Below are 24,888 nucleotides of genomic sequence, written 5' to 3' on the forward strand. Positions count from 1 at the left end.
ATAATCGGCTAATTATTAGGGAGAAATTCCGCAAAAAGTTCAATGTGTGCTTATAAAGTACGATTATTAGGGAGGAATTCCGCAAAAAGTTCAACGTGCGCTTATGAAGTTCGATTTTTAGGGAGAAATTCCGCAAAAAGTCCAACGTGTGCTTATAAAGTTCGATTATTAGGGAGAAATTCTGCAAAAAGTTCAATGTGTGCCTATAAAGTTCGGATTTGAGGGAGAAATTCCCTAAATATGATTTCAAAGTGGGCGGGACTTTGTGAAGCAAATTCTAGTTATTGTTGGTGTTGCAAAGTGAAGCAAGATGAACTCTAGATATTGTAGGGTGTTGCAAAGTGAAGCAAGTTGAACTTTAGATGTTGTAAGGTAAAGTAAGGTGAATTCCGTGTAGCAAGGTTAATTTGGGTGATGTGATTAAGGTGAATTTAATGAGTTAATGATGAATTTTTGCGATGTAAGTTGAAATCAGTTGAAGTTAGTTGTGAAGTTACTTGAAGCTAGTTGAAGTCAGATAAAGTTAGTTAAAGTTAGAAGATGTCAATTGAGTTTAGATCGCAAGCCTACCTCGCCCTCGTCACACCCACCCAAATAACCGGGCAAGCTGAGCGACAGCAAAGGTTACTCCGATGGCGATACCCAGCGGAATGACTGCTGAGAGAACGGCCCATTTCATGCTTTTTGTTTCCTTGTAAATGTTCACGAGTGTCGTACCACAAGGATAGTGGAGCAGGGAGAACAGCATCATGTTGAGTGCGGTCAGCCAGGTCCAGCCATGTGAGAGAAAGACATCTTTGATACTGCCTAAACTGTCGATATCAACCATAGCGCCTGAGGACATATAGCCCATAAGCAAGATAGGCAATACGATTTCATTCGCAGGAAGTCCAAGAATAAAGGCCATGATGATAAAGCCGTCCATGCCGAGCATATGTGCAAACGGATCAAAGAATGCAGCCATATGATTCAGTACAGAATCGCCGCCAATAAACAGATTGCCTAGAATCCAAGTGATAATCCCGGCAGGGGCAGCAACGACGATAGCCCGAGTAAGTACGTTAAGGGACTTATCTTTGGAGGAAATAAGTATGGTCTTCCAGATTTGTGGACGGCGGTAGGGAGGAAGCTCCAATGTGTAATGTGTGGGAACCCCACGCAGCGCAGTTTTGGACATGACCCAGGAAACGGTTAAGGTAACAATGATGCCGATTAGAACCATTCCCATTAGGACGGAGGCAGTGGTGAATGTACGAAGCGCACCTGTCGTAGCGGCTCCTGCCATAAATAAGGAAGACAATAAAATCAGCGTGGGCCAGCGGCCGTTGCAAGGGACAAAATTGTTGGTCAGTATAGCCAGCATTCGTTCACGCGGCGATTCGATGATTCGTGTGGAGAGGATAGCGGCCGCGTTACAGCCGAAGCCCATGGACATGGTTAAAGCTTGCTTGCCATGACCACCTGATTTTTTGAACAGTCGGTCCATGTTAAAAGCTACGCGTGGCAGATACCCGAAATTCTCAAGCAACGCGAATACGGGGAAAAAGATCATCATTGGTGGCAGCATGACACTGATTACCCATGAGGTGCCTCGATACAAGCCAAGCACAAGCACGCCGTGCAGCCAAGCTGGGGCATGGAGAGCCTCAAATCCCGCTGTCAGATATCCTTCAATGAAGCCAAAGAAGGAAGCGAGCCAGCTAGAAGGGTAGTTAGCCCCGGCAATCGTAATCCAGAATACGACACCGAGAATGGCGAGCATGATGGGAAAACCCCAAATTTTTGAGGTCACGATATTATCCAGCTTATAAGTGCTGTTCAGTTTCTTCTTATCCCGATAAGTAACTGCATCCCCGCAGATGCCTGCAGATACCCCGTATATACCACTGACAATCTCATCCCGAATGGCTCCGCCGTCAGCGAGCTTTTTTGCGGTGGACAATAGGGAATCTAGAGCGTCAGATCCCTTAGTGATAGGCAGTGACTCCATGGCCGATGACCTCCTTTGCTTCGGGTAAATCCTTGCTTTTCATATGCTCTTTGAGTGAAGTAAGCAGGCTGTCATCACCGTCCAATAAGCGCAGTGCAATCCAGCGAACGGGATATTTGGTACCGATGGTTTGCTCTACCAATGGTGTAAGCTCGGCAATTCCCCGTTCGATCTCTTCGTTGTAGTTAATCCGCAGCGGCTGCGCTGTGAATGAGCCTGTAGCCACTCGCTCCACTTGATCCAATAAGGCATCGATCCCTATTTTATTGCGTGCCGATATCGCAACGACGGGTACGCCGAGACGTTTGGAAATACTCTTCAGGTTGATGTCGATGCCCAGCTTTCGTGCTTCATCAATGAGGTTGATGCAGACAACCGCCCGTCCGGTAATCTCCAGCACTTGCAAGGCAAGATTGAGATTACGTTCCAGAGAAGTAGCGTCAAGCACTACAAGTGTCACGTCTGGCTGTTCAAAAATAATATAATCTCTAGCCGCTTCTTCATCCGCGGAATTTGAGTATAGGGAGTACGTTCCTGGTAAATCTACCGCGAGGTATGAATGGTTATTGTGTTTGAATTCGCCTTCGGCAGTAATGACGGTTTTACCTGCCCAGTTTCCAGTATGCTGTCGCATGCCGGTTAGCAGGTTGAATAGTGTGCTTTTTCCAGTGTTAGGATTGCCTGCAAAAGCGACGGTGAACTGACTCATGCTTCTACACCTCCAATTAATTCTCCGAATATTAAAGAACTTTCTTCTCTACGCAGTGCAATGGTCGTATTGCTTACCCGAAAAGCTATAGGATCTCCTAATGGACTACGCCGCAACACCTCTACGATATTCCCGACTACGAACCCGAGGTCCAGTAATCTTCTTCTAAGCACACCTTGGACTTCAATGTCGCTGATGCGCAGCGTGCTACCCTTTGCAGCTTCTGATAAAGGAATAGTTGTTCCAGTCATGAGATCCCTTCTTTCATTTATATTTTTACCGCCTATGGTTTTTATTTTGTGTATTAGAACATTTCTTGTAGTCTGGCACAACATTAGTATATGGCAACAACTTTGTCCCTGCAACAAGAATGTTTCCCATAGGCAAAATAAAATTAAGCAAAAAAAGCCCCTGACGAAAAAGGGCTTGTACGCTCTTTTCCGCAGGGTTGAGCTTAATTCCTAATTAGCAGTAAAATTACGACCAGCTGCCAAAATCAAGTGTACGTCCGGTCTCGACCAAGGTTTTAATATTACTCAGAACCTGCCACCAGGCGTTGATACTGCCAGCATATGAAGGATCATCAGGATGCCATTCATCGTGGATAAGCGTAAGCTTAGTAGTTCCACCCACCGGTTCAAGCAGCCAAGATATACGCGATTCATATCTTTCTGTACCCTTATGATAGGAGGGGCCGACCTTATGCGTGAAACGAAACGCTTTTTGTGGAGTGAACTCCAGCAGAGTCCCATATACATGTATCGTTTCATCGCCATCTGCACCGGGACCAACATATTCCAGCAATTCGCCTTCTTTAAAGGTGGATTGGATTACGCTCCCGTAGTAAATCTGTTTAGTACCTTCCGGAGAGATCAAAGTCTCCCATACCTGCTCAGGTGTTCCGCCAATATAAAATTCATAGTGAAGTTCTTTCATTTGTTATTCCTCCTTGGTTTGTACAATCATTTATTTCCTTAGACTTATTTACACTATACAAAAGGATCACTGACAACTACGGTCAGTGATCCTAAAATAATCATTTTAAGTTTTATAATAAGCTGCCAGATCGGTAGCTATAGCGGACAGCTTTTGCTTCAGAGCTAAAGGCTCTAGGATTCGTAATGTTGATCCATAAGGCAACAAGAAGTAAGGCGCATAAGTCAGTAAGGAGGTCTCATCGACTTGAAAGCGGGCTTGTCCGTCAATGCGCTGGACCAGCGTATGTCCAAACAGCCAATGACTGCATAGATCGTTAAGGATTCCTTCATCGGCGGCGATGACTACTGCTATGAGTTTCTCTGGAGTATTTGGTGTTGGCAGCAAGCTTTTTAACAAAAAATCACGTGCAGAGAAGTCAGCAGGACGGGCAAACAGAGCTTCTGTACGGTGCAGCTCAGTCATTCTATCGACTCGGAAAGACCGAATTTCTTGCCTCTGATGGCAATAAGCAACGGTGTACCATTGCCCCTTCCACAGTACAAGTCCATAAGGATCAATAGCGCGGGAAGAAATTGTCTCCCCGTTTCCCTTCCGATATTCCATCTGAAGGGTATGTCCGTTCGCCGTCGCTAATTCAAGCTCTTGCAGCAGGTGGGGAAGCGGCACAGCAGGGGAGTGGATGGTTTCTATCCCGCCCTCATGACGCTCCATCTGTTCTAATTGCTGCGCATTGCTGTATCGTTTCAGTTTGGCGATTGCTTGATCTAGAGCTTCTACATAAGGATATCCAGTTCCCCGCGCAAAGGAGGCGGCTTGCAGGAGGGAACGCTGTTCGTCGGAGTCAAAGAATAACGGGGCCTCGGAAAAATGTTCCGGAAGGCTATAGCCACCACCAGGTCCACTATCCGCGATAATGGGTACGCCACTGATGCATAACGCGTCGATGTAACGATAGACAGAGCGGACACTGATCTCTAGCGCTTCTGCTAGTTCCCCGGCGGTTCTTCCCCGTTGCTTGAGCATCCAGAGAATGGATAACATGTGATCAGCCTTGGACATAAATCAAGAACCTCCTTGCTTCATTAATTAATAGCTCACTAACTATAGCAAATTGCCTAATGATCAGCTAGAGAACCTTTTGGTGCTGACATAAGTTCCAAGCCGCGAAGTACATCCAGGGTTATGATTCTTTTCGACATGTCGTTACACCATTATTTTCTTGAGACTATGAATGTAACGTGATCTCGCAATAAGGAAATAGATAGTTTGCACAACCAGAAATACAGCTGATGTAGTAAGCACGGGCACAGTTACATTTGTGATATTAATCTGTTTCAGTATCGGACGAATCACGACAAGAGTCTGGATGGTGGCAATAATAATCGGAATATAGAAAAGTACCGAAATCTGTTTGGTAGCAGAAGCTGACATTTCTTTAGTGCTTAAACCGATTTTGGATAAAGCATTATACATTTGCTTATCTGTATTGAGCTCAGTATGAAGCTTAAAAAAGAGAAAGCTGGCCGATGAAAGCGAGAAGATCAGAGCGATAAAAATCCCTATAAAGCTAAGCATGGCAGCTCCCTGCTTGGTCGATAGATAGCTGTCTGCTCGCGATCCCAGTATAGAGCTGTATTGATGGTTAGCCTTGTTAGCGGCTTTATTCCATTGGATGAAGTCTCTGGTGACAACAGCTTCAGCTGAGCTGTCATTAGGTGTAGGACCGTCCCATGCAGGGATTTTGTATAGATATTTCACATAAGGTCTCGTGTACTTCTCTGTTGAAGTAGAAATCTTATGATATAAGTTGTCATCTACGATTAGAAGTGAGGTGGCCATTGGATCTACTGGATGCACCTTTGGTGTTCGTAATTCTTTTAGCATCAGCTCCTCATCTTTCTGAACCTTCAAATGAATCGCTCGATCAGCAGCAAAATTCTGTGAATCCATATGTGGGTTCAGCAGTAATACAGCTTCTTTTTCAGACAAGGGCCCAACCTCGGACACATCCATTTGTAAGCCCAGTTGATTGAACTGTGAGCGGGATATCAGATCAATTCCAAGTATTTTTTCCTTATCGATTCCTTGAATGGAAGCAGAGATTAGTTCTACTTTATTCTCTGTGTACTCGACTTTAGCATTCTTTAATTTAGTGTGAATGGGCTCTAAATCTGGTGCTTCATCCTTCGGATCATAAATCGTATAACTCACAGCGAATGGGGATTTTTTATAGAGGTCTGAGTTCGCTTGATTAATCGATAAAAGAATTCCCGAAGCCATGCAGGCAAGCGAGGTAACCACAGTTACAAGGAACAGCATTCTTGCATTGTCTTTAATCTTATAACTCATCTCGGAAATCCACAGCAGATTGGTTCCGCGCCACAGCCGCTTGCGTCTTAGTTTTAGTAAGCGAATGCCCAATACAGATAACTGAGAGTAGAAAAAGTAGGTTCCAGCGATACCTGTGACAGCGGCGACTAACAGTGAGGTCGGGGACAATTGCTTCCGAATCGCGAGAGCGCCGACGGTCAACAGTAGAAGCCCAAAGAATGAGAACAATAAGGAGACACGGGGTTCTTTTTTAGGTTTAACATTTCCCTTAAGCAGTTCAAGAACTTGATGCTTACGAATGAACAATAATGTGAAGATCGAAATGACCAGAAATAATGAAATGAAAGAGATAGAGGTAATCATTAACGCCTTCATTGGCCAATAAAAGGGCAGTGGCTCCATGCCCATAATTGTCGTGCTTAGCAGCAAAAATAACTTGGATAAAAGCATGCCGAAAGACACACCTGTTACTATAGAGAGCAGTCCGATCAGCATATTTTCTATAAGAATCAGCTTGTTGATCTGGCCAGGGCGTGCGCCTAAAATCATCAGTATGCCGAACTCCAGATTACGCATTTTCAGAAATGCGCTAATCGAATATAGAACGAAAAAGAACGCAAAGATAAACACGATGTAAGAAGCAATTTGCATGCCGGAGGCTGAATTCGCACCCAGCTCGATGTTGGTAATACTAGGGTGGTAAATAAAGACTGAATAAGAGAAAAAGATCATGACCATAAAAGCACTGCTTAAGAAAAAAGCAAAATAAGCGCGTGAATTACGGCGTACATTATTAAACGCGAATTGAGGAAAGTTCATGACTATTCCCTCCCCAGAACGAAAGTGTGTCGATAATCTTTTGGAAGAAGGCCTGACGGTTATCGCCCCGATGAATTTCCGCTGCTAGTTTGCCGTCTTTTATAAAAACAATTCGGTTGCAGTAGCTCGCTGCCAGTGGATCATGTGTTACGAGCATTAGCGTGGTGCCTTCTTTGTGATTAATATCCTCCAGCGATTCCATCACCATCCGCGAAGAATTGGAGTCAAGCGCACCCGTAGGTTCATCGGCCAAAATAATCGAAGGAGAGGTGATGATCGCCCGGGCAATTGCGGTCCGCTGACGTTGTCCCCCTGAAATTTCATAGGTGCGTTTGCTCAGAATATCGGTAATGTTTAAGCGTTCTGCGACTCTTTGAAGCAAGATCTCCATCTGGGAGAGCTTACGGTTATCCAAAGTCAGGGGCAGCACAATATTCTCGGCGACGGTTAATGTCTCAAGCAGGTTGAAGTCCTGAAACACAAAGCCTAGTTGTTTTCGGCGAAAGTGGGCGAGCTCTTTTTTATTCAAAAGATAAGGGTTGCTGCCGTTGATATTCACTTCGCCAGAGGACGGCTGGTCGATTGTGGATACCATATTGAGCAGTGTTGTTTTACCGCTACCAGACGGTCCCATAATTCCGACAAATTCACCTTTTTCAATATTTAGATGAATATCAGTGAGGGCTTGGGTCACTATTTTGCCGGGGTATACCTTATGAAGTCCTTTGACTTCCAATACGTTCATATCATTCATTCCTTCCAATACAAAAATGATTTCATCCGCCTTATTCGGGGAACGGGTTATGTATATAATTTATAAGATCGAGAGATTAGCTGCTATGGATTTACCTTAAGGTTTCCTTACAGAGAAGTTAAGGTTATGTTCGCCTTTCTCCTTGTGAAGAATGGGTTGAGAGACAAGTAACCTATAAAGAAGAAGGAGGCTTCAAAGCCATGAATAATGACGACGAAGTCCCCTCAATATTATTTCTGTAGATGATCACTGTTGCTAAAAATAAGCCGCACGCGGGTTCCTTCCCCGAGCCGGGACTGAATATCCACCTTGTGTTCGAGCCTGTTGCAAATCTCCCGGACGAGATACAGCCCCATCCCTGTCGATTCATGATAATGTCGTCCGCGGTCACCCGTAAAGTAGGGATTAAAGACCCGCTTCAGATCCTCAGGAGAAATGCCGATCCCTTGATCGGTAATATCCAGAATAGTGTCGGTGCCCACACGCTGAGCTGAGAGGGTAACGGTTTTGCCAGAACCGGAGGTATAGTTTACGGCATTAGTTAAGATTTGGGCCAGCATAAACATTAACCATTTGGCATCGCTATATACCGCTAGATTGGCATCCACCTGTACATCTACTTTTATGCCCCGGCGTATGAATAGTCTGCGATTTTCGGCTACCGCCTCACTAACGGTTTTGCGCAGAAGTAACGGTTCAACTTGAAAATCATTTTCAAATCGGTCAAGTCTTGAAGTGTAGATGACCATCTCCAGCCCTCCGCGCAGACGTTCCAGTTCCTCCTGAATACTTGCGGCAGCCTCCTCTTCAAGATCCTTTAGCGTAAGCTGAATTACAGAGAGCGGGGTCTTCATTTGATGAACCCAGCGATTCATGAATACGATATGCTGATCCATCTGGCGCGCATGCGCATTCACTTGCTCTTGATACTGGCGGTCAATAAGCTGCAATAACTCATGGATAGCTTCTGAAAGAGGAGTGTCTCCTAAGGAAACAAGATGTTTTTGGAGCATGTCCATAGGTTCGCTTAATGCTGCATACAATCTCCGGTGCTGAACGTATCGGTAGCCTAGATATAGCAGTAGAACTACGGTACTCAAGGCGATTCCATAAAGCATGATAGAGATAGGTCTGTTCTCACCAGACAGCCAATACAGCAAAGGGATAAGCAGCATCTGAAGCAGATAGAATAGGATCAGTGAGATCTGGTCTCTCCAAAAAAGTCTCATGGCGTATCCTTAGAGACATTAAGCCGATAGCCAGCGCCTCTTACGGTTTCCACAATGTCGCCAAGACCGAGATCCTTGAGCTTTTTGCGGACACGGGTTATGTAGACATTTAATGTATTGTCATCTATGAAATGCTGATCCTTCCACATGAGATCGAGCAGACGCTCCCGGTTAACCACTCGTCCTTCCTTAAGCAGTAAAGCTTCCAGTAGAACCGCTTCCTTCTGGGTTAGCTCACTCGTGTGCCCGTCGTATTGGATCACATATCGTTCAGGATAGAGGATTAAACCTCCAGACTGGAGTTTATGCTCTTCTTGAGTCTGTGAGTATGAACCGTATGCTCTACGTATGTGGCTGCGGATTTTGGCAAGCACAACCTCATAGTGAAAAGGCTTAGTGATATAATCGTCCCCGCCATTCTCAAGCGCCATCACCTGATCCATTCCACTATCCCGTGCAGAAATGAACAGAATCGGGCAGAGTGAGAGGGAACGGATCTGGCGGCACCAGTAGAACCCATCGTATTTAGGCAGATTGACGTCCAGTAAGATAAGGTCAGCCGAGCTTTCATTAAAAGTCTCCAGCACCCTGTTGAAATCTTCTACAATAATTGTAAGGAACCCATATTTTGATAGATACGTGCTCAGCAAGCTTGCCAGCTTGGCATCGTCCTCTATGATTAGAATTGTCTCCATATTTTCACTCCTTTGTTCAGTAATACAGTAACATGGACAAGGAAAATTATGCAAAAAGAGTACTCTTATTCGTGGTCAACGTAAGAATCTAGCTAGATTTACCGAAGGGGAATTTTAGCTGATCTAAGTCTAGCTGACCTAGCCTAGCTGGCCTAGCTCTAGCTGATCTAGCTCTAGCTAACCTAGCCTAGCTGACCTAGCTGTAGCTGACCTAGCTCTAGCTGACCTAGCTGTAGCTGGCCTAGCTCTAGCTGAATAGCTCTAGCTGATCCAACTTTAACCGATCTACCGCTAATCGATCCAAAACTAACTGATCTAAAATCTAACTCAGCTAGATCTATGCAATCCAAATTTAGCTCAAGCGGCTTATCCAGACTTAATTGCACTTTGTACACTTATTTCTGCGTAGATAGTCCATAGAAGCCATTTAATTGCACTTCGTGCAACTAAAAAGGGTGAATTCGGTGCAATTAAAGGAAAACCGGAAATTTAACTGCACGAAATACAACTAAACTAACTTTTGAATGAGCATTCTGAGGAATAGTTGCACTAAATGCAGTTAACGGATGCGTGGAGCTCATATATCGCTTGAAAATGCTTGATCAGTGACTATTTCCTCCAGAAGAAGATCGCCCACTCAACAAACTTACTCTAATTGCACTTTGTACACTTATTTCTGCGTAGTTGGTCATTAGAAGCCATTTAATTGCACTTCGTGCAACTAAAAAGGGTGAATTCGGTGCAATTAAAGGTAAACCAGAAATTTAACTGCACGAAATACAACTAACTATCTTTTAAAGGAGCATTCTGAGGAAATAGTTGCACTAAATGCAGTTAACAGATGCGTGTAGCTCATAATTATCGCTTGAAAATAGTTGATCAGTGACTATTTCCTCCGGAAGAAGATCGCGAACGCCAGAACTTTCTCTAATTGCACTTTGTACACTTATTTCTGCGTTGTTGGTCATTAGAAGCCGTTTAGTTGCACTTCGTGCAACTAAAAAGGGTGAATCTAGTGGAATTAAAGGAAAACCAGAAATTTAACTGCACGAAATACAACTAAACTAACTTTTGAAGGAGCATTCTGAGGAATAGTTGCACTAAATGCAGTTAACGGATGCGTGTAGCTCATAATTATCGCTTGAAAAAGCTTGATCAGTGACTTTTTCCTCCGGAAGAAGATCGCGCACTCCAGAACTTTCTCTAATTGCACTTTGTACACTTATTTCTGCGTTGTTGGTCATTAGAAGCCGTTTAGTTGCACTTCGTGCAACAAAAAGGGTGAATCTAGTGGAATTAAAGGAAAACCAGAAATTTAACTGCACGAAATACAACTAAACTAACTTTTGAAGGAGCATTCTGAGGAATAGTTGCACTAAATGCAGTTAACGGATGCGTGGAGCTCATAATTATCGCTTGAAAAAGCTTGATCAGTGACTTTTTCCTCCGGAAGAAGATCGCCCACTCCAAAACTTTCTCTAATTGCACTTTATACACTTATTTCTGCGTAGATACTCATTAGAAGCCATTTAATTGCACTTCGTGCAACTAAAAAGGGTGAATTCGGTGCAATTAAAGGAAAACCAGAAATTTAACTGCACGAAATACAACTAACTATCTTTTAAAGGAGCATTCTGAGGAAATAGTTGCACTAAATGCAGTTAACGGATGTGTGGAGCTCATAATTTTCACTCAAGAAATGTTTGTTTTGTGAACGTACGGATCATATTCGGTAGTATAAAATAATAATAACTAATTATGATATATGCTTCATTTTGCATCCCCCTTAATATGAAATTAAAGAGAGGGGCGCGGAAAATGAACATTAATTTTAGAAGCTACCGTTCAGAAGATCTGCTAAAGGTACGTCATTTTCTTATACAAAGTTATAGTAAGCTAAAGACTCCAAATACCTGGCTTATAGACCGCTGGGAATTCGTTGTTTTTTTTCAGGAGACGAGAAGTGGAACGCTGGAGCAGTGGGAACAAAAAGTAGGCTTATGGGAGTATGAGAATGGAGAGCTTGCAGCTGTAGTGTGCATGGACGATGGGTTCTATTTTCAGTGTGCTGAGATGAATCCTCCGGAAAAATTACTTGAAGAAATGTTCGCTTTTGCTGAACAAAAAGCTGAGGAAGAGAACGGTGGTTACGTAGAGCTGTATGTGCCAATACCGGAGAATATGACTTTTGCGGCGGAGGTTGCTCGTAAGAGGGGGTACCATTTAACGGGTGGTAAGGAAAGCGTAAACTCCTTGCGATTGGATAAGGAATTTCCTGTGGAGCTCCCCTCTGGATTCAGAATTTGCAGCGGAGATGAGATCGAGGTTACTGCAAAAGCGCTCGGACATATTATGGCCTTCGACTATGCAGAAACGGTGGAGGCAGAACTCACGCTGCTGCATTATGGGAATATGAGTAACGCTCCAAGTTATAATCCGCAGCTCGATCTTAGCGTTGTGAATGACGCGGGCGAAGTGGTTTCCTTTTGTAATATTTTTTGGGACAGCAGCAATAGAATTGGTATTCTGGAGCCTGTAGGCACATCCATTAATTATCGAAAGCTGGGACTGGGACGGGCGGTCCTACACGAAGGATTTAACCGTTTAAAACAACTCGGAGCTAGTAAAGTTTACGTAGGTTCGATGCAGCCTTTCTACGAGAAATTGGGCTTTACTACTGAAGTTTGGTTGCAGGTGTGGGAATATTCAGGTCACACAGATTAAGTTGCACCGGCTGCCCCCAACACTGGATCTGTCAGCAGTACCTAAACTGGCAACGTACTATGAAAAATCCCCTTGATGGGTAAGTCGTCAAGGGGATTTTTGGGTTTGAGCTCGGCAATCATATGCTGCACAGTAGTTTCAAACGTCGTACAGCAATCATACCGCTATAGCAATTATGCGCTGCAAACTGCCTCTGATTACACTTTGTACAATAGAATCATATATTCTTAGTAGCCGTCTGGCCAAGAGATTTTATTGATATTTGACTACAATTGCATTGCTGATCTGACGCCCGGGGGACGTGAGATATTTGCCGTTGTAGTAGAGCCCGCTGGATGCACCACCATCCAGATTCATGGCTTGATACGCTCCAGCTTGCTTCATCATTTCTGCCAGCTGTGGGATGGTGGCTCCACCAGTGGTCAGCAGAATGAGCTTATGGTCGCGTGTTAATCCGAGCGCGCTGCGGGCTCCGCCGCCGGTCAAGATTTTCGGATCCTTGAAGCCTTCTGCCGCAACATTAAGGGATACCTTGCCGTTCACAAGAAGACGCGGGCCGGCTTGAAGAGCTCCTTCCATGGAGCCGGAAGCGAAGCGGCTTGTGAAATCCAACCCAGGAATCAGTGACGCTAGATGGTTGCTGTCATAGGTAAAAATCGTCCGGCGATCCCCGGAGCTATTTTTAAGCATTTTTCCACCGCTGACAATGTAACCGTATGGAGCTTTGTATGCCCCTTTTGTATAGGCATCAAAAAACGTTCCGTTAATCGCAACTACGGCATTATTACGTTTAGCCAGACTGCTTAGGTCCTCCACTTTTCCGACCGTATTTCCAGCCAGTACGACATCAAGTTTCACCTTAGGATGCAGCAGGGACACTGTAACCGTCTGGGCTTTGAAGGATCTGCCGCCAACCTTGAAGGTTTTACTAGCGCTGACAACTGGTGAAGAATCCGCTTTGATTAGTGCGCCGGACTGTACAGGAACAGTGGTTGCAATATCATTACTCTTAAGGGTTAACGAAGAGGCTTCCTTATCCCAAGTTAATTGAATGCCAAGTGTTGTGCTGATAAAAGACAACGGAATATATACCGTGCCGTTATCACTGAAAGCAAGATCAGTTAGTGTAACCGACTTTTCATTGACGAGCGCAGCGGTTTGACCTAATGTAAGCGTTATGGTTGTGTCTGCATTCGTAATGCTTATACGTTTTTCGTTAGGATTCCATACAGATTGTATACCAGTGAAGCTATTTAATAGACGCAGTGGTATGTATGAATGGTTATTCTTGTCCACATAGACGGTGTTTTTAGGAAGCGGTGTTGCACCAACAGTGGAAGGGCAAGTGGCGACAAGTGGAATGAGCAGTAAGAAGGTAAGAAACAAAGTGGACCCTAGCTTTTTCATCATAAACAATTACTCCTTATCTTGTAGCTGTTGTAAAAAACGACAAGGTTTATTATACCTCATGTTCAAAAACTTGGATAACCTTTATTTTTAAATGTTCATAGGGTGAATCTGATAGAATATAGATTATATTATTTATATTAGCACTGAAGTAGCACTGAAATTAGCATTATAACTAGCACTATAACTAGCACTACAACCAGTATCACAACTGCCACTAGACTCATTAGCTAAAAGGAGATTTTTATGACTACAATAGGTTTAATTCGCCATGGAAGTACCGCGTGGAATAAAGAAGGCAGAGTGCAAGGGCATACGGATAATTCATTGGATGCTGAAGGCCTGCAACAGGCACAACTACTGGCTGAACGACTTAGCACAGAACAATGGGATTACATATATTCAAGTGATTTACTCAGAGCGCGGCAAACGGCAGAGGTTATTGCAGAAAGATTAGGCCTTGAGATCACGGGTTTAGCGCCGGGCATTCGAGAGATGTATGCGGGACTTATTGAAGGAACTACGCAGCAAGAGCGGATTGAACGATGGGGAACCGATTGGAAGACGTTAGATTTGGGTTTGGAAACTCCAGAAGCCAGCGAGCTCAGAGGCAGCGAAGTGATTGAAGAAATTGCGGCGAGACATCCAGGCAGCCATATTCTGATCGTTAGCCATGGTGCAATTTTACGCAGTAGCCTTAGAAGACTACTTCCAGAACTGGACGGCACAGTATTATTGAACAATACGTCAATTACGCGAATAACAAAATCCGAATCGGATGGCTCCTGGAACTGCGAGTTATATAATTGTGCGCGGCATTTGGAGAAAGAGTAAGTGTTCAGATAATGTTCAGAGCTTTTTTATATATTGGTATCGCAGTACAGTAAGCTAATTATTTGTAGTTCAGAAGGATGTGCGAATTAAAGGTGGTAGAGGTTCAGATTTATTTACAAACGTTAATGTCCATTATCATCGCAGGAGTTGTAGGTTATTTAGTATTGAGATTTTACCGGGATGTTGCTAGTAAGGAATCAAAACAAAGAGCGGTTTACACGGGCCTTTCCATTATAACTATCGTCGTTGGATTGTGGGCAATGCATCAGCTAGGCAAAAAATCCTTAGAAGAAACTATAGAGGTCAATGGGGGGATTTTCACTCCGTTATTGATATACGCGCTTACGATAGCTGTTTTAATGTTTTTGCTTACACGGCTGAACCTTGTTTTGGCGGAAAGAGAGCAGCTTAAGGAACTTGCCTATAAGGATGGCTTAACGGGGCTGTTAAACAAGAATGGAATGGATCACTTTTGGGATCGCTGCAAAGTAAATGAGCAACTAGCCGTATTGTTTATGGATTTGAACCGTTTCAAATCAATCAATGACAGCTTAGGACATCATGTGGGCGATTTACTGCTGCAAGAGGTGGGAGGAAGGTTAAGTCAATTCTCCAGCAAAAGAAAACGCCATATTTTCCGCATAGGCGGTGATGAATTTGTGATCGTAGCTAAAGGCTGCAATCAGAAGGAAGCGGAGCAGTTAGCGGTGCAGATTCTGGAGAAGACGACCAGACATTATCAGCTGGGAGAGCACAACCTCTTTGTATCTGCGAGCATAGGCATCAGCATTAGTCATGGCAAGGTGGATCATTTCAGGCTGCTGCATGAGGCAGATACAGCGATGTACACCGCCAAACAGCTCGGGACAGGTCGTTATTCAGTTTTTAAAAATTAGTTTGTTAAATGTAAAATATAAGCGTCAGCCTTGGACATAAATAGATGTCTAAGGCTGACGCTTTTTTAGGCTCCCGGTGTGTGAAACTTGTGGGGTACTTGCTTGCGTCCCTTCATCAAGAAAAGGCAGAGCAGGGCAACCGCCATACTAATCGCTGCTACATAGAACAGGATGGAGTAATCAAAAATATCAATCATTAGCCCCAGCAAAGGAGGCGAGCTGATCGCTGCCAGTGAAGAGACCAAATAATACATCCCTGTTCGAGTACCAATACTTTCCTCAGTCCCCGTAGCAACAACATAAGGATAAGAGTTGATGTTGATACAAGCCCAGAAGATTCCTCCTGTCAGGAGCAACGCCCGAAGCACCAGCAGGTCCTGTGCAAACCCAACAAGCGCAAAGACCGTCATCAGGCCACATACGCCGACGATAATGATCTTCTTTTTCCCGAATCGCCCACCCAGCCAACCGCTCGGAATAGCGAACAGCACAAAGGCAAGGGAGAAAAAGGTAAGGGAGAAGGAGGCTGCTTGTTCACTGAGGCCCAGATGGTTTTTACCATACAACGTGAATAAGGTTTCGACCCCTTGATAAGCTACAAACCAGAAGAAAATCGCTGCCAGTAGAAATACTGTAGTACGATCCAGCTGGCCGCGAAAGGAGACTCTGGAAGGCTTAACTATCGTCGCAGAAGGGCTCCCCGCTGTATCGGATAGAAGCGTAGGGCTTATATTCACACCATCCCGTTTTTCTTTGATGAAGCGCGATACGATAAACAGACATAACAGGGTAATCAGTCCAGCAACGAGAAACGGCAGCGCAGGATTTGATTTATAGAGGATCGAACCCACGCCGAAAGCCAGAATTGATCCGAATCCACCCATGAAATTAATTAGCCCGTTAGCCTTTGTACGCTGCTCTTCAGGTGTTATGTCGGGCATGAGAGCGACGGTAGGGGAACGGTATAAACTCATGGCTAAATTCATCAGCATCATAAATAAAAGCAGTGTAAATAGTCCGGTATGAAACGGAATCAGCATAGTCAGCACGGCAGCGAAGGGCATACCGATCATAAGATAAGGCATTCTGCGTCCAAAACGCGAGGTCGTGCGGTCACTCCGATTGCCGATCCAAGGCTGCAAGAATAAGGCGAAGTAATTATCAATCGTCATCATGAAGCTGATTAGGGCTACACTATGTACATATTTTTCGAGGAAAAAAGGTACAAATGCGTTATACAGACTCCATGTAATGCTGATGCTGAAAAAGCCGAATCCGAGCAGCCAGACTTTTTTCACACCATCACACTCCCTTGTCAGCCAGAAGTCCAGCCAACAGGTCTGGATGATCGGTAATAATGCCTGATACACCAGCTTCAATTAAATATTTCATCCGCTCGGGATCGTTAACGGTCCAAGGATGGTAGGCGACGCCATGCTTTGCAGCTTCTTCGACGAATTCAGGCAGTACCGCAAAATGATACGCATGCAACGCGGTCGCTCCAAGTGTAGCTGCATAATCCCAAGGACGATACAAGCCTTCCCCGTACAGAATTCCTGTTCTGATCTCCGGTGCCAGCGACTGACAGTAAGCTAGTGAATAATGGTTGAAGCTCGAAAAAATGACGCGATCGCTCATCTTGAAATCCCGTACGGCCGCGATCACTTTTTCCTCCATGCCCGGATATAAAAAAGTGCCATTTTTAAGCTCGATATTTAGTATGGTATCTCTACCTTGCAACAGATCTAATAAATCTTCCAGCAATGGAAGGCGCTCATCTTTGAATTCAGGTCCGAACCATGAGCCTGCGTCCACTTCCAGCAGTTCTGCGAGTGTATGATCCTTCACATAGCCGGTTCCGCTTGTCGTGCGGTTTAGAGTTTCATCATGAATGAGGACTAGGCCGCCATCCTTGGTCATTTGTACATCAGTTTCTATTCCGGTTGCACCCAGCTCAAGACCTTTGCGGAATGCTGCCATAGTATTTTCTGGACACACTGCCGACGCTCCACGATGCGCAAAATTAATGATGTTGTTCATAAGTTATTGTCCCTCCAACTTTAGTGTTTGCTATGCCCCTATAGATGGGGGCTACTTGTCATATTCCACAGAGAGTAAAGAAACCCTGTCTGGAATTTTAATTCAGTTGTTCATAGCGCCATAAGGGATTCGTTCCAAAAGTCCAGCTTCATAGATGTTCCGCAGCTTCAGCTCGGGCATATGAATATAACCGATATAGCAATCGCATACCTTCATGCGGCAGCTTCTAACCGCAGAGAGACCTTCGAGCCCATCACGGTAAAGATTGCCTATGACACCTCTGTCCTTATAGCAGCGTTTCACAAGCCCAGCGCCCTGTACATAAAAAACATCTTTTCCTGCATTGCAGGCTTGGCCAAGGCTTTCATAATCCATAGCATTTACAGAAAAATGTGGATCAATCTCGCTAAGGAAGGCAAAATCCTCAGCTGTATAATAATCCGGTTTATCTTTGTAAGCATTGATCCATAGGTACACGTTTTCCGGTAATGCAGAGCGAAGTGAAGCTATAGCTGAAAAAGCGCTGCGTATTCCAACGCTTCCCACACTAAACGGAACGTCGTTCTCGTATAAAGTCATACATTGCGCCAGAAATTTATCCTCCCGCACTTGTCCGGGGTGGTAGGTGGCCCAAAAGGCCACTTTTTTACGATTCAGCTGGGAGATGAAATCCAGGTTGGCAGAAAGGTTGGTCTGAATCGCTACCTTCTCTACATGGTCCATATTGGAGAGCGCAATCATTGCTTCTTTGTACCAGCGATGAATCAGCCCTTCGCCATAGGGATTAAAAAATATAGAAAGCCGATGACCTGCCGCACCTTGCTCAGAGGCCCATGCTACAAAGGCCTCCAGCCCCTGGCGGTCCTTGGCGAGCGTAGCTGCGCTGTCTCTTGTTTTGCCAAAAGGACAATAGGGGCAATCATAGTTGCAGGACGTGAGGGAGCCGCGGTAGTAGAGGACCGCATTCATGGCAATACGAACCTTTCCATCTGCTCTCGGATCTCCCCAGAAATAAACCAATCCCCAATCGAATCAGAGTAACCCATCCCTTCGGTGGTAAGACGCAGGATGCCATCTTCCTCCTGCCCAAGACCGGAATGAAGCAGGTTGGACAGCTCAGGATAATCGTTCCAGAGCGATTGACCGAAACGCTGGCTGTAATCTTCAAGCTTCAGCCCTTCGCTATGTAGAATCGCCTTCAGAATAAAGCGGCGTTTCTGTTCTTCAAGACTCAGCACAATTCCGTAATCCGCAGTATCGTAACGATCCGTCGCAACGTAATCAGCAATAATGCTCTCGGTTGCTTTACGGCTTACCCCATAGCGGGAAGCGTAATGCACATGGCGGGTGTAGGATCTGGCTCCGCAGCCCAAGCCGACCATTCCTTCTTCTTGGCAGCTATAATCGAGAATGGGTTTAGCTGTTCCTGCGTCTTCCTTGGCGAAACGACGCATGGAGTATTGGCGATATCCTCTCGCTCTAAGCAGCTGCCCAGCGGCTTTGTAGCAATCTAGGCGAATATCGTCCTGACGCTGGATATCACCAGGCTTCACAATCGTATGCTCTCGGGTGTAGAGCGGATAGATGAAAATTTCCTCTGGCTCAAAGCTGATCGCTTGATTGAGCGAATATAGCCAAGAGTCGACCGTCTGCCCCGGAAGCCCGTAGATCAGATCTAAATTTAATATGGGAAAATCATATTTCCCCAGCAGCTCTAGTGCCCGATACACCTCATCCGGATTTTGTGGGCGATAGATGGCCGCCGATTCAGCAGCGACAAAACTTTGGATGCCCATGCTGACCCGATCCACCGTATATTCTTTTAGAATATTCAACTTCTCTTCGGTAATCGTCTCCGGTGAAGTTTCCACTGAGATGGAGGCTGTATTTGTATCCAGTCCCATCGTATCAACGGCAATGTGGAACAAGCGGCGGAGCTGATCTGCTGCCAGCAGGGTGGGAGTTCCACCGCCGATCGCAAAGCGCGCATAAGGTTTATGTCTGGTGAATTCCGCCCATTGCTTTGCTTGGCGTTCCAGTGCATCCACGTATGTGGCATGAACATTAGCGCGTTTATCAGGCAGGGTAAATAGGTTGCAGAATCCGCAGCGTGCGCCACAAAATGGAATATGCATATATAGAAAGAAAGATTCCGCAGGCTCATCACGCCAGAGTGTTTCTAGCGGCATCGGAGGCTGCAAATCCCTGTAAGCCGTTTTGTGTGGATAGGAATACAGATAAGAACGGTAAGGGTGAGCAGTAATGCTGTCTTTCCACTTGTGAAGCTCTTCTAAAGAGAAGGACGATAACGTCATATCAGTTCTCCATCCTTTCCTTGGTATAAATATTATAAAATAAATTCCCGATAAGGGACGTTCCAGACCGTCTCGTGGGCAAGGCGATGCCCCTGATAGCCGTCTTCGCCATAAGCGGTTCCATGATCTGAAAAAGCCAGGCAGAAGACCGGATTGCCGCGTTCCCGGAACGCATCGAACAACCGGCCCAGTTCACCGTCCACATAACGAAGAGCGGCGCGCTGGCTGTCTACGGAGTCTTTTTTAGCACCAGGTACAAAATAATGATTTGGTCCGTGAATGGCAGAGACGTTGAGGAACATAAACAATCTTTGCTCGCTAGGAGTATCTCTTAGCAGCTTCAAGGCATGGTTCACCTGATGCTCTGTGGAACGCGGATTGGTCACACCGAAGGTCATCCGCCAGTAGCTTTGCTGGAAATAGCTTGGCAACACACGAGCGAGTGGATTTTTTTTGGTGAAAAAAATAACGCCTCCAATACAAACCGTACGATAGCCCTCAGCAGCAAGTCCTGACACGATATCCGGCGTATCGAACAGCCATGTATGAGGATGCGTCTTCATTCCGGTATTTCGGGAATGGAACATGCGGATATGCTCAGTCTTATCCGTTGTAGCTGGAGTAGGCAAGAAGCCGCCGAAAAAAGCGTGATGGGCCGCATAAGTAAAGCTGCCGGGAGTATGTCTTTTCTCCCAGGATCCCGTTCCGCACAGGTTCGGGCAGTTCGCTTCCTCCATAGTAGCTGCATCGTATCGAAGGGTATCGAGTGTGATCATTAGAATGTCATGGGTGCCAACGATAGTGTTCATATCCATTAAGAGGATCCTTCCTTTATAAGCGGTGTTGAGGGATGAGTAATATAGTCTCTGGCGGTTAATACCTTCATTTCCCATTCGTAGGTGCTGCAGCCACGGTATTTCACATCGTACAGCAAATCGCCAAAAGGATTAACATCGGCGACAAAACACTGCTGCGATCCTCCAGATATCAGCACGTCTATCCCGGCAACTCCAGAACGGGGAAATGCCGCCAGCGCTTGCAACGCGGTATTTCGTACCTGCTCCTGTATGAATTCTGATAGACCGGCTTCCGAAGGAGACATTCGCTGGCTGCGTAAATGCAGATTCGTAATTGGGGTGGAACTTACACGAGCAATTGCATGACAGGCTTCGCGGAGAACCACGAGCTGGCGGATATCGAAGGCTTTGCCGTTATGGCCGATCTTAGGAATCCATTGCTCGGCATAACCACCATGCCGATAAATCCAGTTAATAATGCCGGAGATCGTGGCGGCATCTGTGTACCGCCGCAGTTTACCGGAATTATAGTAAATGGGCGGTCGGGTGATGTAATTCTCGACCCCTACTGTAGTTAAGGCAACTTCGGCACCTGTAACGGGATGGAGCTGATAGGCGATCACCCCGGAAGCGGCAGAGCCGAAGGCTAGCTTGATGAATACCCGGTGCATTCGCCGGGTATTCATCATCCCACGGAGAGAGGCATAGTCCGTAGGCTGCTGTTCCACGCCTAATGGACGAGGAATAGTGATGCCTGCCTCACTTAGAATCTGTTGGGTCCGACGTTTATCGGTCATGGCCGCAATGTCTGCGGGGTCATTTAACCATAGCGAACCTGGACAAACCTCTTTGGCTTCGCGCTGTAGTCTAGCCAGCATGCGGCAATAACCGCGGAACCATTGCGAAGGATGATGCAGGACACCCTGCATCTCCTTCAATTGATGAGCTACCTTCACACGGAGTGGGCGCGGATCAGGTCTTTCAGCGTAGGGATGCAGCGAATCGTCAACATCAACGGCATCCGGTGCGCCGAGAGCGATCAAGGCACGTTCTACCTCAAAGCTGCTTCCAGGCGATTCCAATCTCAGCAGCGGGGGAGCCGCACTGAGATCTATTCCGTTATAAACAGCCGGCTGGCTGGATAACTGCTGCTTCTGCACTTCCAGCAGATCACCTAACGATTGACCTTGCAGGAACTCAGCATACGATAAAATGATGGCGGGTGGCATTCCGAGATCGGAACGCGCTTGCTGAATGCCGCTAGTTCGTTTATCTCCGGGAATACCAATAACGATCATTGGCCGCATGAGGGGCTCATTCTGTGATGGAAGGATAACGCCAGTCTTCCTCATCATCGCTTTCCTGCTTGTCGCTGACATCGACAGGCAATCCACTCTTTTGCCAGCGGCTGATCATCTCGTCAGACATATAATGATGGCTTAGGTTCAATGCCTTTAGTCCCTTGATTCTCTCGCTGGCTAGAAGCAACTCAGCCCCCTCGTCGCTGAGGGTACCTAGAGACAGATCTAGCGTATCCAACTGATCCAGAATTGGAGCATTTGCTACTGCACCGGCGATTTCATCTTGTATTTCGCTATTTTTTAATCCCAGATAGGTAAGTTTAGGGAACTTTCCTACTTCTAAAAGAGGTAGAATATCTGCGAGGCTTCCGTCAAAGCCGTAGTTATCTACGCCAAGATATAGTTCCAGCTTACGCAAATTCGGCAATTGGCTGGCTGCAATATTTTCAAGCACGGTTTTACTCAAGCCACCAGTAATAATAATTAGCTTTTCTAACTTGTCATGTTTTAGCTCTGAGAGGCTTAGCTCATTTCCACCTTGAATGGTGAGTGATTGTAATTCTGGAAAAGCAGGCAACAGCGGTGATAGATCGCTTTGGGTAATCCAAGAAATCTCGCACTCCTCATAACCCATCTCACCAATAAAAAGCTTGCGTAAAGCAGGGAAGCTTGCACTATGCGTAACCAGCGCATCCACAACCTCATCGGAGCTATTCTCGTAGGCTTGCCCCCAATCACCAATAATTAGGCTGGTTAGTGACGCACTTTCAGCGCTGCTGCTTAACTTCTCAATTGCTTTGCCAATTCTTTGACCTTCTTCGAATTCGTCGTATCCGATGCTAAGCTTTACTTCCGTCATGGGTGTTCCCTCCCGGAAAAATTTAACTTCGAAAATACCCTATCATCTGTAGCCGAGGGAGTCAAATAGCTGAATATAACTATAGTTAAACTCTCCATATTATTGAGGTGAAATTTTGTGGTAGGTTTATACTAGAGGCATTTTTATTTTTTTGGAAGGAGTTATTCGTATGAAGAATAAACTTCAGGAATGGATTATTGAGACGGATATAATTAAAATGCAAGAGGCTCTGGAAGCAGGTTTAATCAACTCAGAGGATATAGTTCAAGTGTATTTGGAGCGGATCCATAAATACGATATAGACATAAACTCTATTTTAGAAATAAATCCAGAGGTTATACAAATCGCGCGAGCACTCGATAAAGAACGAGCAGAAAAAGGGAGCCGGGGGAGCCTGCACGGTATTCCTATTGTATTGAAGGATAATATAGACACCGCGGATAAGATGCATACAAGTGCCGGTTCTGTAGCTTTAGCTGGATCAATTGCGGCAAAAGATTCATTTGTAGCGACCAAGCTTCGATTGGCGGGGGCTATTTTACTTGGGAAGGCGAATATGTCGGAATGGTCTAATTTTATGTCTAGTACAATGCCTGCGGGATATAGCTCGCGGGGAGGGCTTGTACTGAATCCGTATGGACCTGGGACGGTATTTGTCAGTGGTTCCAGCTCTGGGCCTGCGGCAGCCGTAGCAGCGAATCTGGCAGCAGCAGCGATCGGAACGGAAACCGCAGGATCTATTATCGGTCCAGCCAGCCAACATGCTCTTGTCGGAATCAAACCTACGGTGGGATTAGTCAGCCGTACTGGAGTCATTCCCATTTCAGTAAGTCAGGATACACCTGGCCCTATAGCTAGAACGGTTACAGATGCGGCAATTATTTTAGGGGCATTAACCGGAGTGGACGCCAACGATTCAGCAACATTTTCAAGCAAAAAATACGCTTATACAGACTATACTTCAAGTTTAGATAAAAGCTTTATACGACAAGCAAGAATAGGTATTCCACGGCATTATTATAAGCATTTAGACACTGAGAGGCTTGCAATTATGGAAGCAGCTATCTTGACCTTGAAGAATGAAGGGGCTACCATTATAGATCCTGTCACAGTACATGTTGAACAACAGAATTGGAATAATGATGTGATTTGTTATGAATTTAAAAAAGGGCTCAACCAGTATTTAGCACAAGTAGATGAATCCGTTCCGATTCACTCTTTGCAGGAATTGATAGCCTATAATGAAAGACATGCTGAGTTTGCCTTGCAATATGGACAAGACACTCTGACAAGATCAGAAGAAATAACATTAACTGAAGAGGTCTATGAAGAGAAGAGACAAGAATACAAGGAATTAGCGCTTGAGCAAGGAATAGATTATGTGTTGGAACAATATAGTTTAGACGCGTTATTGCTGCCTGGTGATGTAGATGGCATGTATATTGCGGCACGCTTAGGTTATCCATTAGTTACCGTTCCGGCGGGATATGTATCTCAAGGCATTATTGATGCGGATGGGGATTCGACCAGGGGGCCTTTTGGTGTTGTTTTTTCCGGAAAAGCTTATAGCGAGCCTACGCTCATAGCCTTAGCATACGGGTTTGAACAAGCTACGTATCACCGGATTCCTCCTCAATTGGAGTAGAATTAGGCTAACTTAGAATAGAAGGAAGCGATCAGTTTGAAGTATTGCCTGGAATGTGGAACTGCGTTAGTAATGAAAGAAGCCGATGGGGAAGGGCAGGTACCTTATTGTAATGCATGTGAAATGTTCCGATTCCCTATTTTCAGCACGGCGATTAGTACAGCAGTATTAAACAGGGAGAAAAACAAGATTTTATTAATTCAGCAATATAATCGACCAGACTACATATTACTCGCAGGATACGTGAACAAAGGTGAAGATGCGGAAACGACTCTCGTACGTGAGGTAAAAGAAGAGGTAGGACTTGATATTGTCGCTTATGAATATATGCGCAGCTTGTACTTCGCACCATCCAATACGCTAATGCTGAATTTTATAGGTGTTGCAGATTCGGAGGACTTGAGCCAGGTGAGTACTGAGGTTGATCATGCTGAATGGTTTACCTTGGAAGAAGCCGCCAGAGCGATTAAAAAGAACAGCCTAGCCGAAACCTTCTTACTGGCGATTATTGAGAAATTGAACGCGGGACAGGTACAGGTCAATCCGGTAGCTGTTGGAGGAAAGTAAAAAGGAGCCATGAGGCTCCTTTTTGTTGTTTCCATGC

At 45.3% G+C, this 24,888-nt stretch carries 23 protein-coding genes; 5 read left to right on the forward strand and 18 right to left on the reverse strand.

Annotation, left to right across the window (positions count from 1 at the left end):
- Positions 1-580: 580 nt before the first annotated feature.
- The 10 genes from NYE35_RS05535 to NYE35_RS05580 all read right to left on the reverse strand — a co-directional run bounded on the left by NYE35_RS05535 (position 581) and on the right by NYE35_RS05580 (position 9,861).
- On the reverse strand, positions 581-1,990 hold the full coding sequence (locus tag NYE35_RS05535; RefSeq protein ID WP_076296172.1) for a nucleoside recognition domain-containing protein: 1,410 nt from the start codon (positions 1,988-1,990) through the stop codon (positions 581-583).
- The gene (locus NYE35_RS05540) at positions 1,968-2,699 is read right to left on the reverse strand and encodes a FeoB small GTPase domain-containing protein (RefSeq protein WP_341120337.1); all 732 of its coding nucleotides are present in this window, start codon (positions 2,697-2,699) and stop codon (positions 1,968-1,970) included. Before NYE35_RS05540 ends, NYE35_RS05535 begins: the two co-directional genes overlap by 23 nt.
- Complete coding sequence (locus NYE35_RS05545; RefSeq protein WP_036679839.1) at positions 2,696-2,950, reverse strand: FeoA family protein; 255 nt, start codon at positions 2,948-2,950, stop codon at positions 2,696-2,698. Before NYE35_RS05545 ends, NYE35_RS05540 begins: the two co-directional genes overlap by 4 nt.
- Positions 2,951-3,176: 226 nt before the next feature.
- Positions 3,177-3,635, reverse strand: a complete 459-nt coding sequence (locus NYE35_RS05550) for an SRPBCC domain-containing protein (RefSeq protein ID WP_076104700.1) — start codon at positions 3,633-3,635, stop codon at positions 3,177-3,179.
- A 105-nt stretch (positions 3,636-3,740) separates the two neighbouring features.
- Complete coding sequence (locus NYE35_RS05555) at positions 3,741-4,697, reverse strand: helix-turn-helix transcriptional regulator (RefSeq protein WP_036679835.1); 957 nt, start codon at positions 4,695-4,697, stop codon at positions 3,741-3,743.
- A gap of 144 nt (positions 4,698-4,841) precedes the next feature.
- A complete protein-coding gene (locus NYE35_RS05560; RefSeq protein WP_341120340.1) occupies positions 4,842-6,788 on the reverse strand; it encodes an ABC transporter permease in 1,947 nt (648 codons plus the stop codon).
- Positions 6,763-7,533, reverse strand: a complete 771-nt coding sequence (locus NYE35_RS05565; RefSeq protein WP_036679832.1) for an ABC transporter ATP-binding protein — start codon at positions 7,531-7,533, stop codon at positions 6,763-6,765. Before NYE35_RS05565 ends, NYE35_RS05560 begins: the two co-directional genes overlap by 26 nt.
- Before the next feature lie 239 nt (positions 7,534-7,772).
- Complete coding sequence (locus NYE35_RS05570; RefSeq protein ID WP_076145518.1) at positions 7,773-8,771, reverse strand: sensor histidine kinase; 999 nt, start codon at positions 8,769-8,771, stop codon at positions 7,773-7,775.
- A complete protein-coding gene (locus NYE35_RS05575) occupies positions 8,768-9,466 on the reverse strand; it encodes a response regulator transcription factor (RefSeq protein ID WP_036679829.1) in 699 nt (232 codons plus the stop codon). The genes NYE35_RS05570 and NYE35_RS05575 overlap by 4 nt, the downstream gene beginning before the upstream one ends.
- A 182-nt stretch (positions 9,467-9,648) precedes the next feature.
- The gene (locus tag NYE35_RS05580; RefSeq protein ID WP_341120342.1) at positions 9,649-9,861 is read right to left on the reverse strand and encodes a hypothetical protein; all 213 of its coding nucleotides are present in this window, start codon (positions 9,859-9,861) and stop codon (positions 9,649-9,651) included.
- 1,423 nt (positions 9,862-11,284) lie between these two features.
- Between NYE35_RS05580 and NYE35_RS05585 the strand changes: the two genes are divergently transcribed.
- Positions 11,285-12,190, forward strand: a complete 906-nt coding sequence (locus NYE35_RS05585) for a GNAT family N-acetyltransferase (protein ID WP_341120344.1) — start codon at positions 11,285-11,287, stop codon at positions 12,188-12,190.
- Positions 12,191-12,442: 252 nt separating this feature from the next.
- On the opposite strand, the gene NYE35_RS05590 is transcribed toward NYE35_RS05585, so the two are convergent.
- A complete protein-coding gene (locus tag NYE35_RS05590) occupies positions 12,443-13,597 on the reverse strand; it encodes a phosphodiester glycosidase family protein (protein ID WP_036680436.1) in 1,155 nt (384 codons plus the stop codon).
- Between the two features lie 246 nt (positions 13,598-13,843).
- Between NYE35_RS05590 and NYE35_RS05595 the strand changes: the two genes are divergently transcribed.
- Entirely contained in the window at positions 13,844-14,431 is a 588-nt protein-coding gene (locus NYE35_RS05595; RefSeq protein ID WP_038568983.1) for a histidine phosphatase family protein, read from the forward strand.
- A 77-nt stretch (positions 14,432-14,508) separates the two neighbouring features.
- On the forward strand, positions 14,509-15,327 hold the full coding sequence (locus tag NYE35_RS05600; protein WP_080742411.1) for a GGDEF domain-containing protein: 819 nt from the start codon (positions 14,509-14,511) through the stop codon (positions 15,325-15,327).
- 65 nt (positions 15,328-15,392) lie between these two features.
- On the opposite strand, the gene NYE35_RS05605 is transcribed toward NYE35_RS05600, so the two are convergent.
- The 7 genes from NYE35_RS05605 to NYE35_RS05635 all read right to left on the reverse strand — a co-directional run bounded on the left by NYE35_RS05605 (position 15,393) and on the right by NYE35_RS05635 (position 22,639).
- The gene (locus tag NYE35_RS05605) at positions 15,393-16,625 is read right to left on the reverse strand and encodes an SLC45 family MFS transporter (RefSeq protein WP_036680370.1); all 1,233 of its coding nucleotides are present in this window, start codon (positions 16,623-16,625) and stop codon (positions 15,393-15,395) included.
- A gap of 4 nt (positions 16,626-16,629) precedes the next feature.
- Positions 16,630-17,367, reverse strand: coding sequence for a glycerophosphodiester phosphodiesterase (locus tag NYE35_RS05610; protein ID WP_076104695.1), 738 nt, complete (start codon positions 17,365-17,367; stop codon positions 16,630-16,632).
- 102 nt (positions 17,368-17,469) lie between these two features.
- Positions 17,470-18,336, reverse strand: a complete 867-nt coding sequence (locus tag NYE35_RS05615; RefSeq protein ID WP_341120346.1) for an STM4011 family radical SAM protein — start codon at positions 18,334-18,336, stop codon at positions 17,470-17,472.
- Positions 18,333-19,682 (reverse strand): STM4012 family radical SAM protein, encoded by a 1,350-nt coding sequence (locus tag NYE35_RS05620; RefSeq protein ID WP_076273323.1) that lies wholly within the window; start codon positions 19,680-19,682, stop codon positions 18,333-18,335. Before NYE35_RS05620 ends, NYE35_RS05615 begins: the two co-directional genes overlap by 4 nt.
- Positions 19,683-19,714: 32 nt before the next feature.
- Positions 19,715-20,497 (reverse strand): STM4013/SEN3800 family hydrolase, encoded by a 783-nt coding sequence (locus tag NYE35_RS05625; RefSeq protein WP_076104692.1) that lies wholly within the window; start codon positions 20,495-20,497, stop codon positions 19,715-19,717.
- Complete coding sequence (locus NYE35_RS05630) at positions 20,497-21,834, reverse strand: STM4014 family protein (RefSeq protein WP_341120348.1); 1,338 nt, start codon at positions 21,832-21,834, stop codon at positions 20,497-20,499. The genes NYE35_RS05625 and NYE35_RS05630 overlap by 1 nt, the downstream gene beginning before the upstream one ends.
- Positions 21,794-22,639: an STM4015 family protein gene (locus NYE35_RS05635; protein WP_038568990.1), complete on the reverse strand. Its 846-nt coding sequence runs from the start codon at positions 22,637-22,639 to the stop codon at positions 21,794-21,796. Before NYE35_RS05635 ends, NYE35_RS05630 begins: the two co-directional genes overlap by 41 nt.
- A 169-nt stretch (positions 22,640-22,808) precedes the next feature.
- Here NYE35_RS05635 and NYE35_RS05640 point away from each other — a divergent pair, with 169 nt between their 5' ends.
- Positions 22,809-24,284 (forward strand): amidase family protein, encoded by a 1,476-nt coding sequence (locus NYE35_RS05640; protein ID WP_341120349.1) that lies wholly within the window; start codon positions 22,809-22,811, stop codon positions 24,282-24,284.
- Between the two features lie 36 nt (positions 24,285-24,320).
- Positions 24,321-24,851 carry an NAD(+) diphosphatase gene (locus NYE35_RS05645; RefSeq protein ID WP_076104689.1) on the forward strand — a complete coding sequence of 177 codons (531 nt, stop codon included), beginning with the start codon at positions 24,321-24,323 and terminating at the stop codon, positions 24,849-24,851.
- Positions 24,852-24,888: the final 37 nt, after the last annotated feature.

The sequence above is a fragment of the Paenibacillus sp. FSL L8-0494 genome, assembly GCF_038003695.1.
Lineage (GTDB): Bacteria > Bacillota > Bacilli > Paenibacillales > Paenibacillaceae > Paenibacillus_AQ > Paenibacillus_AQ odorifer.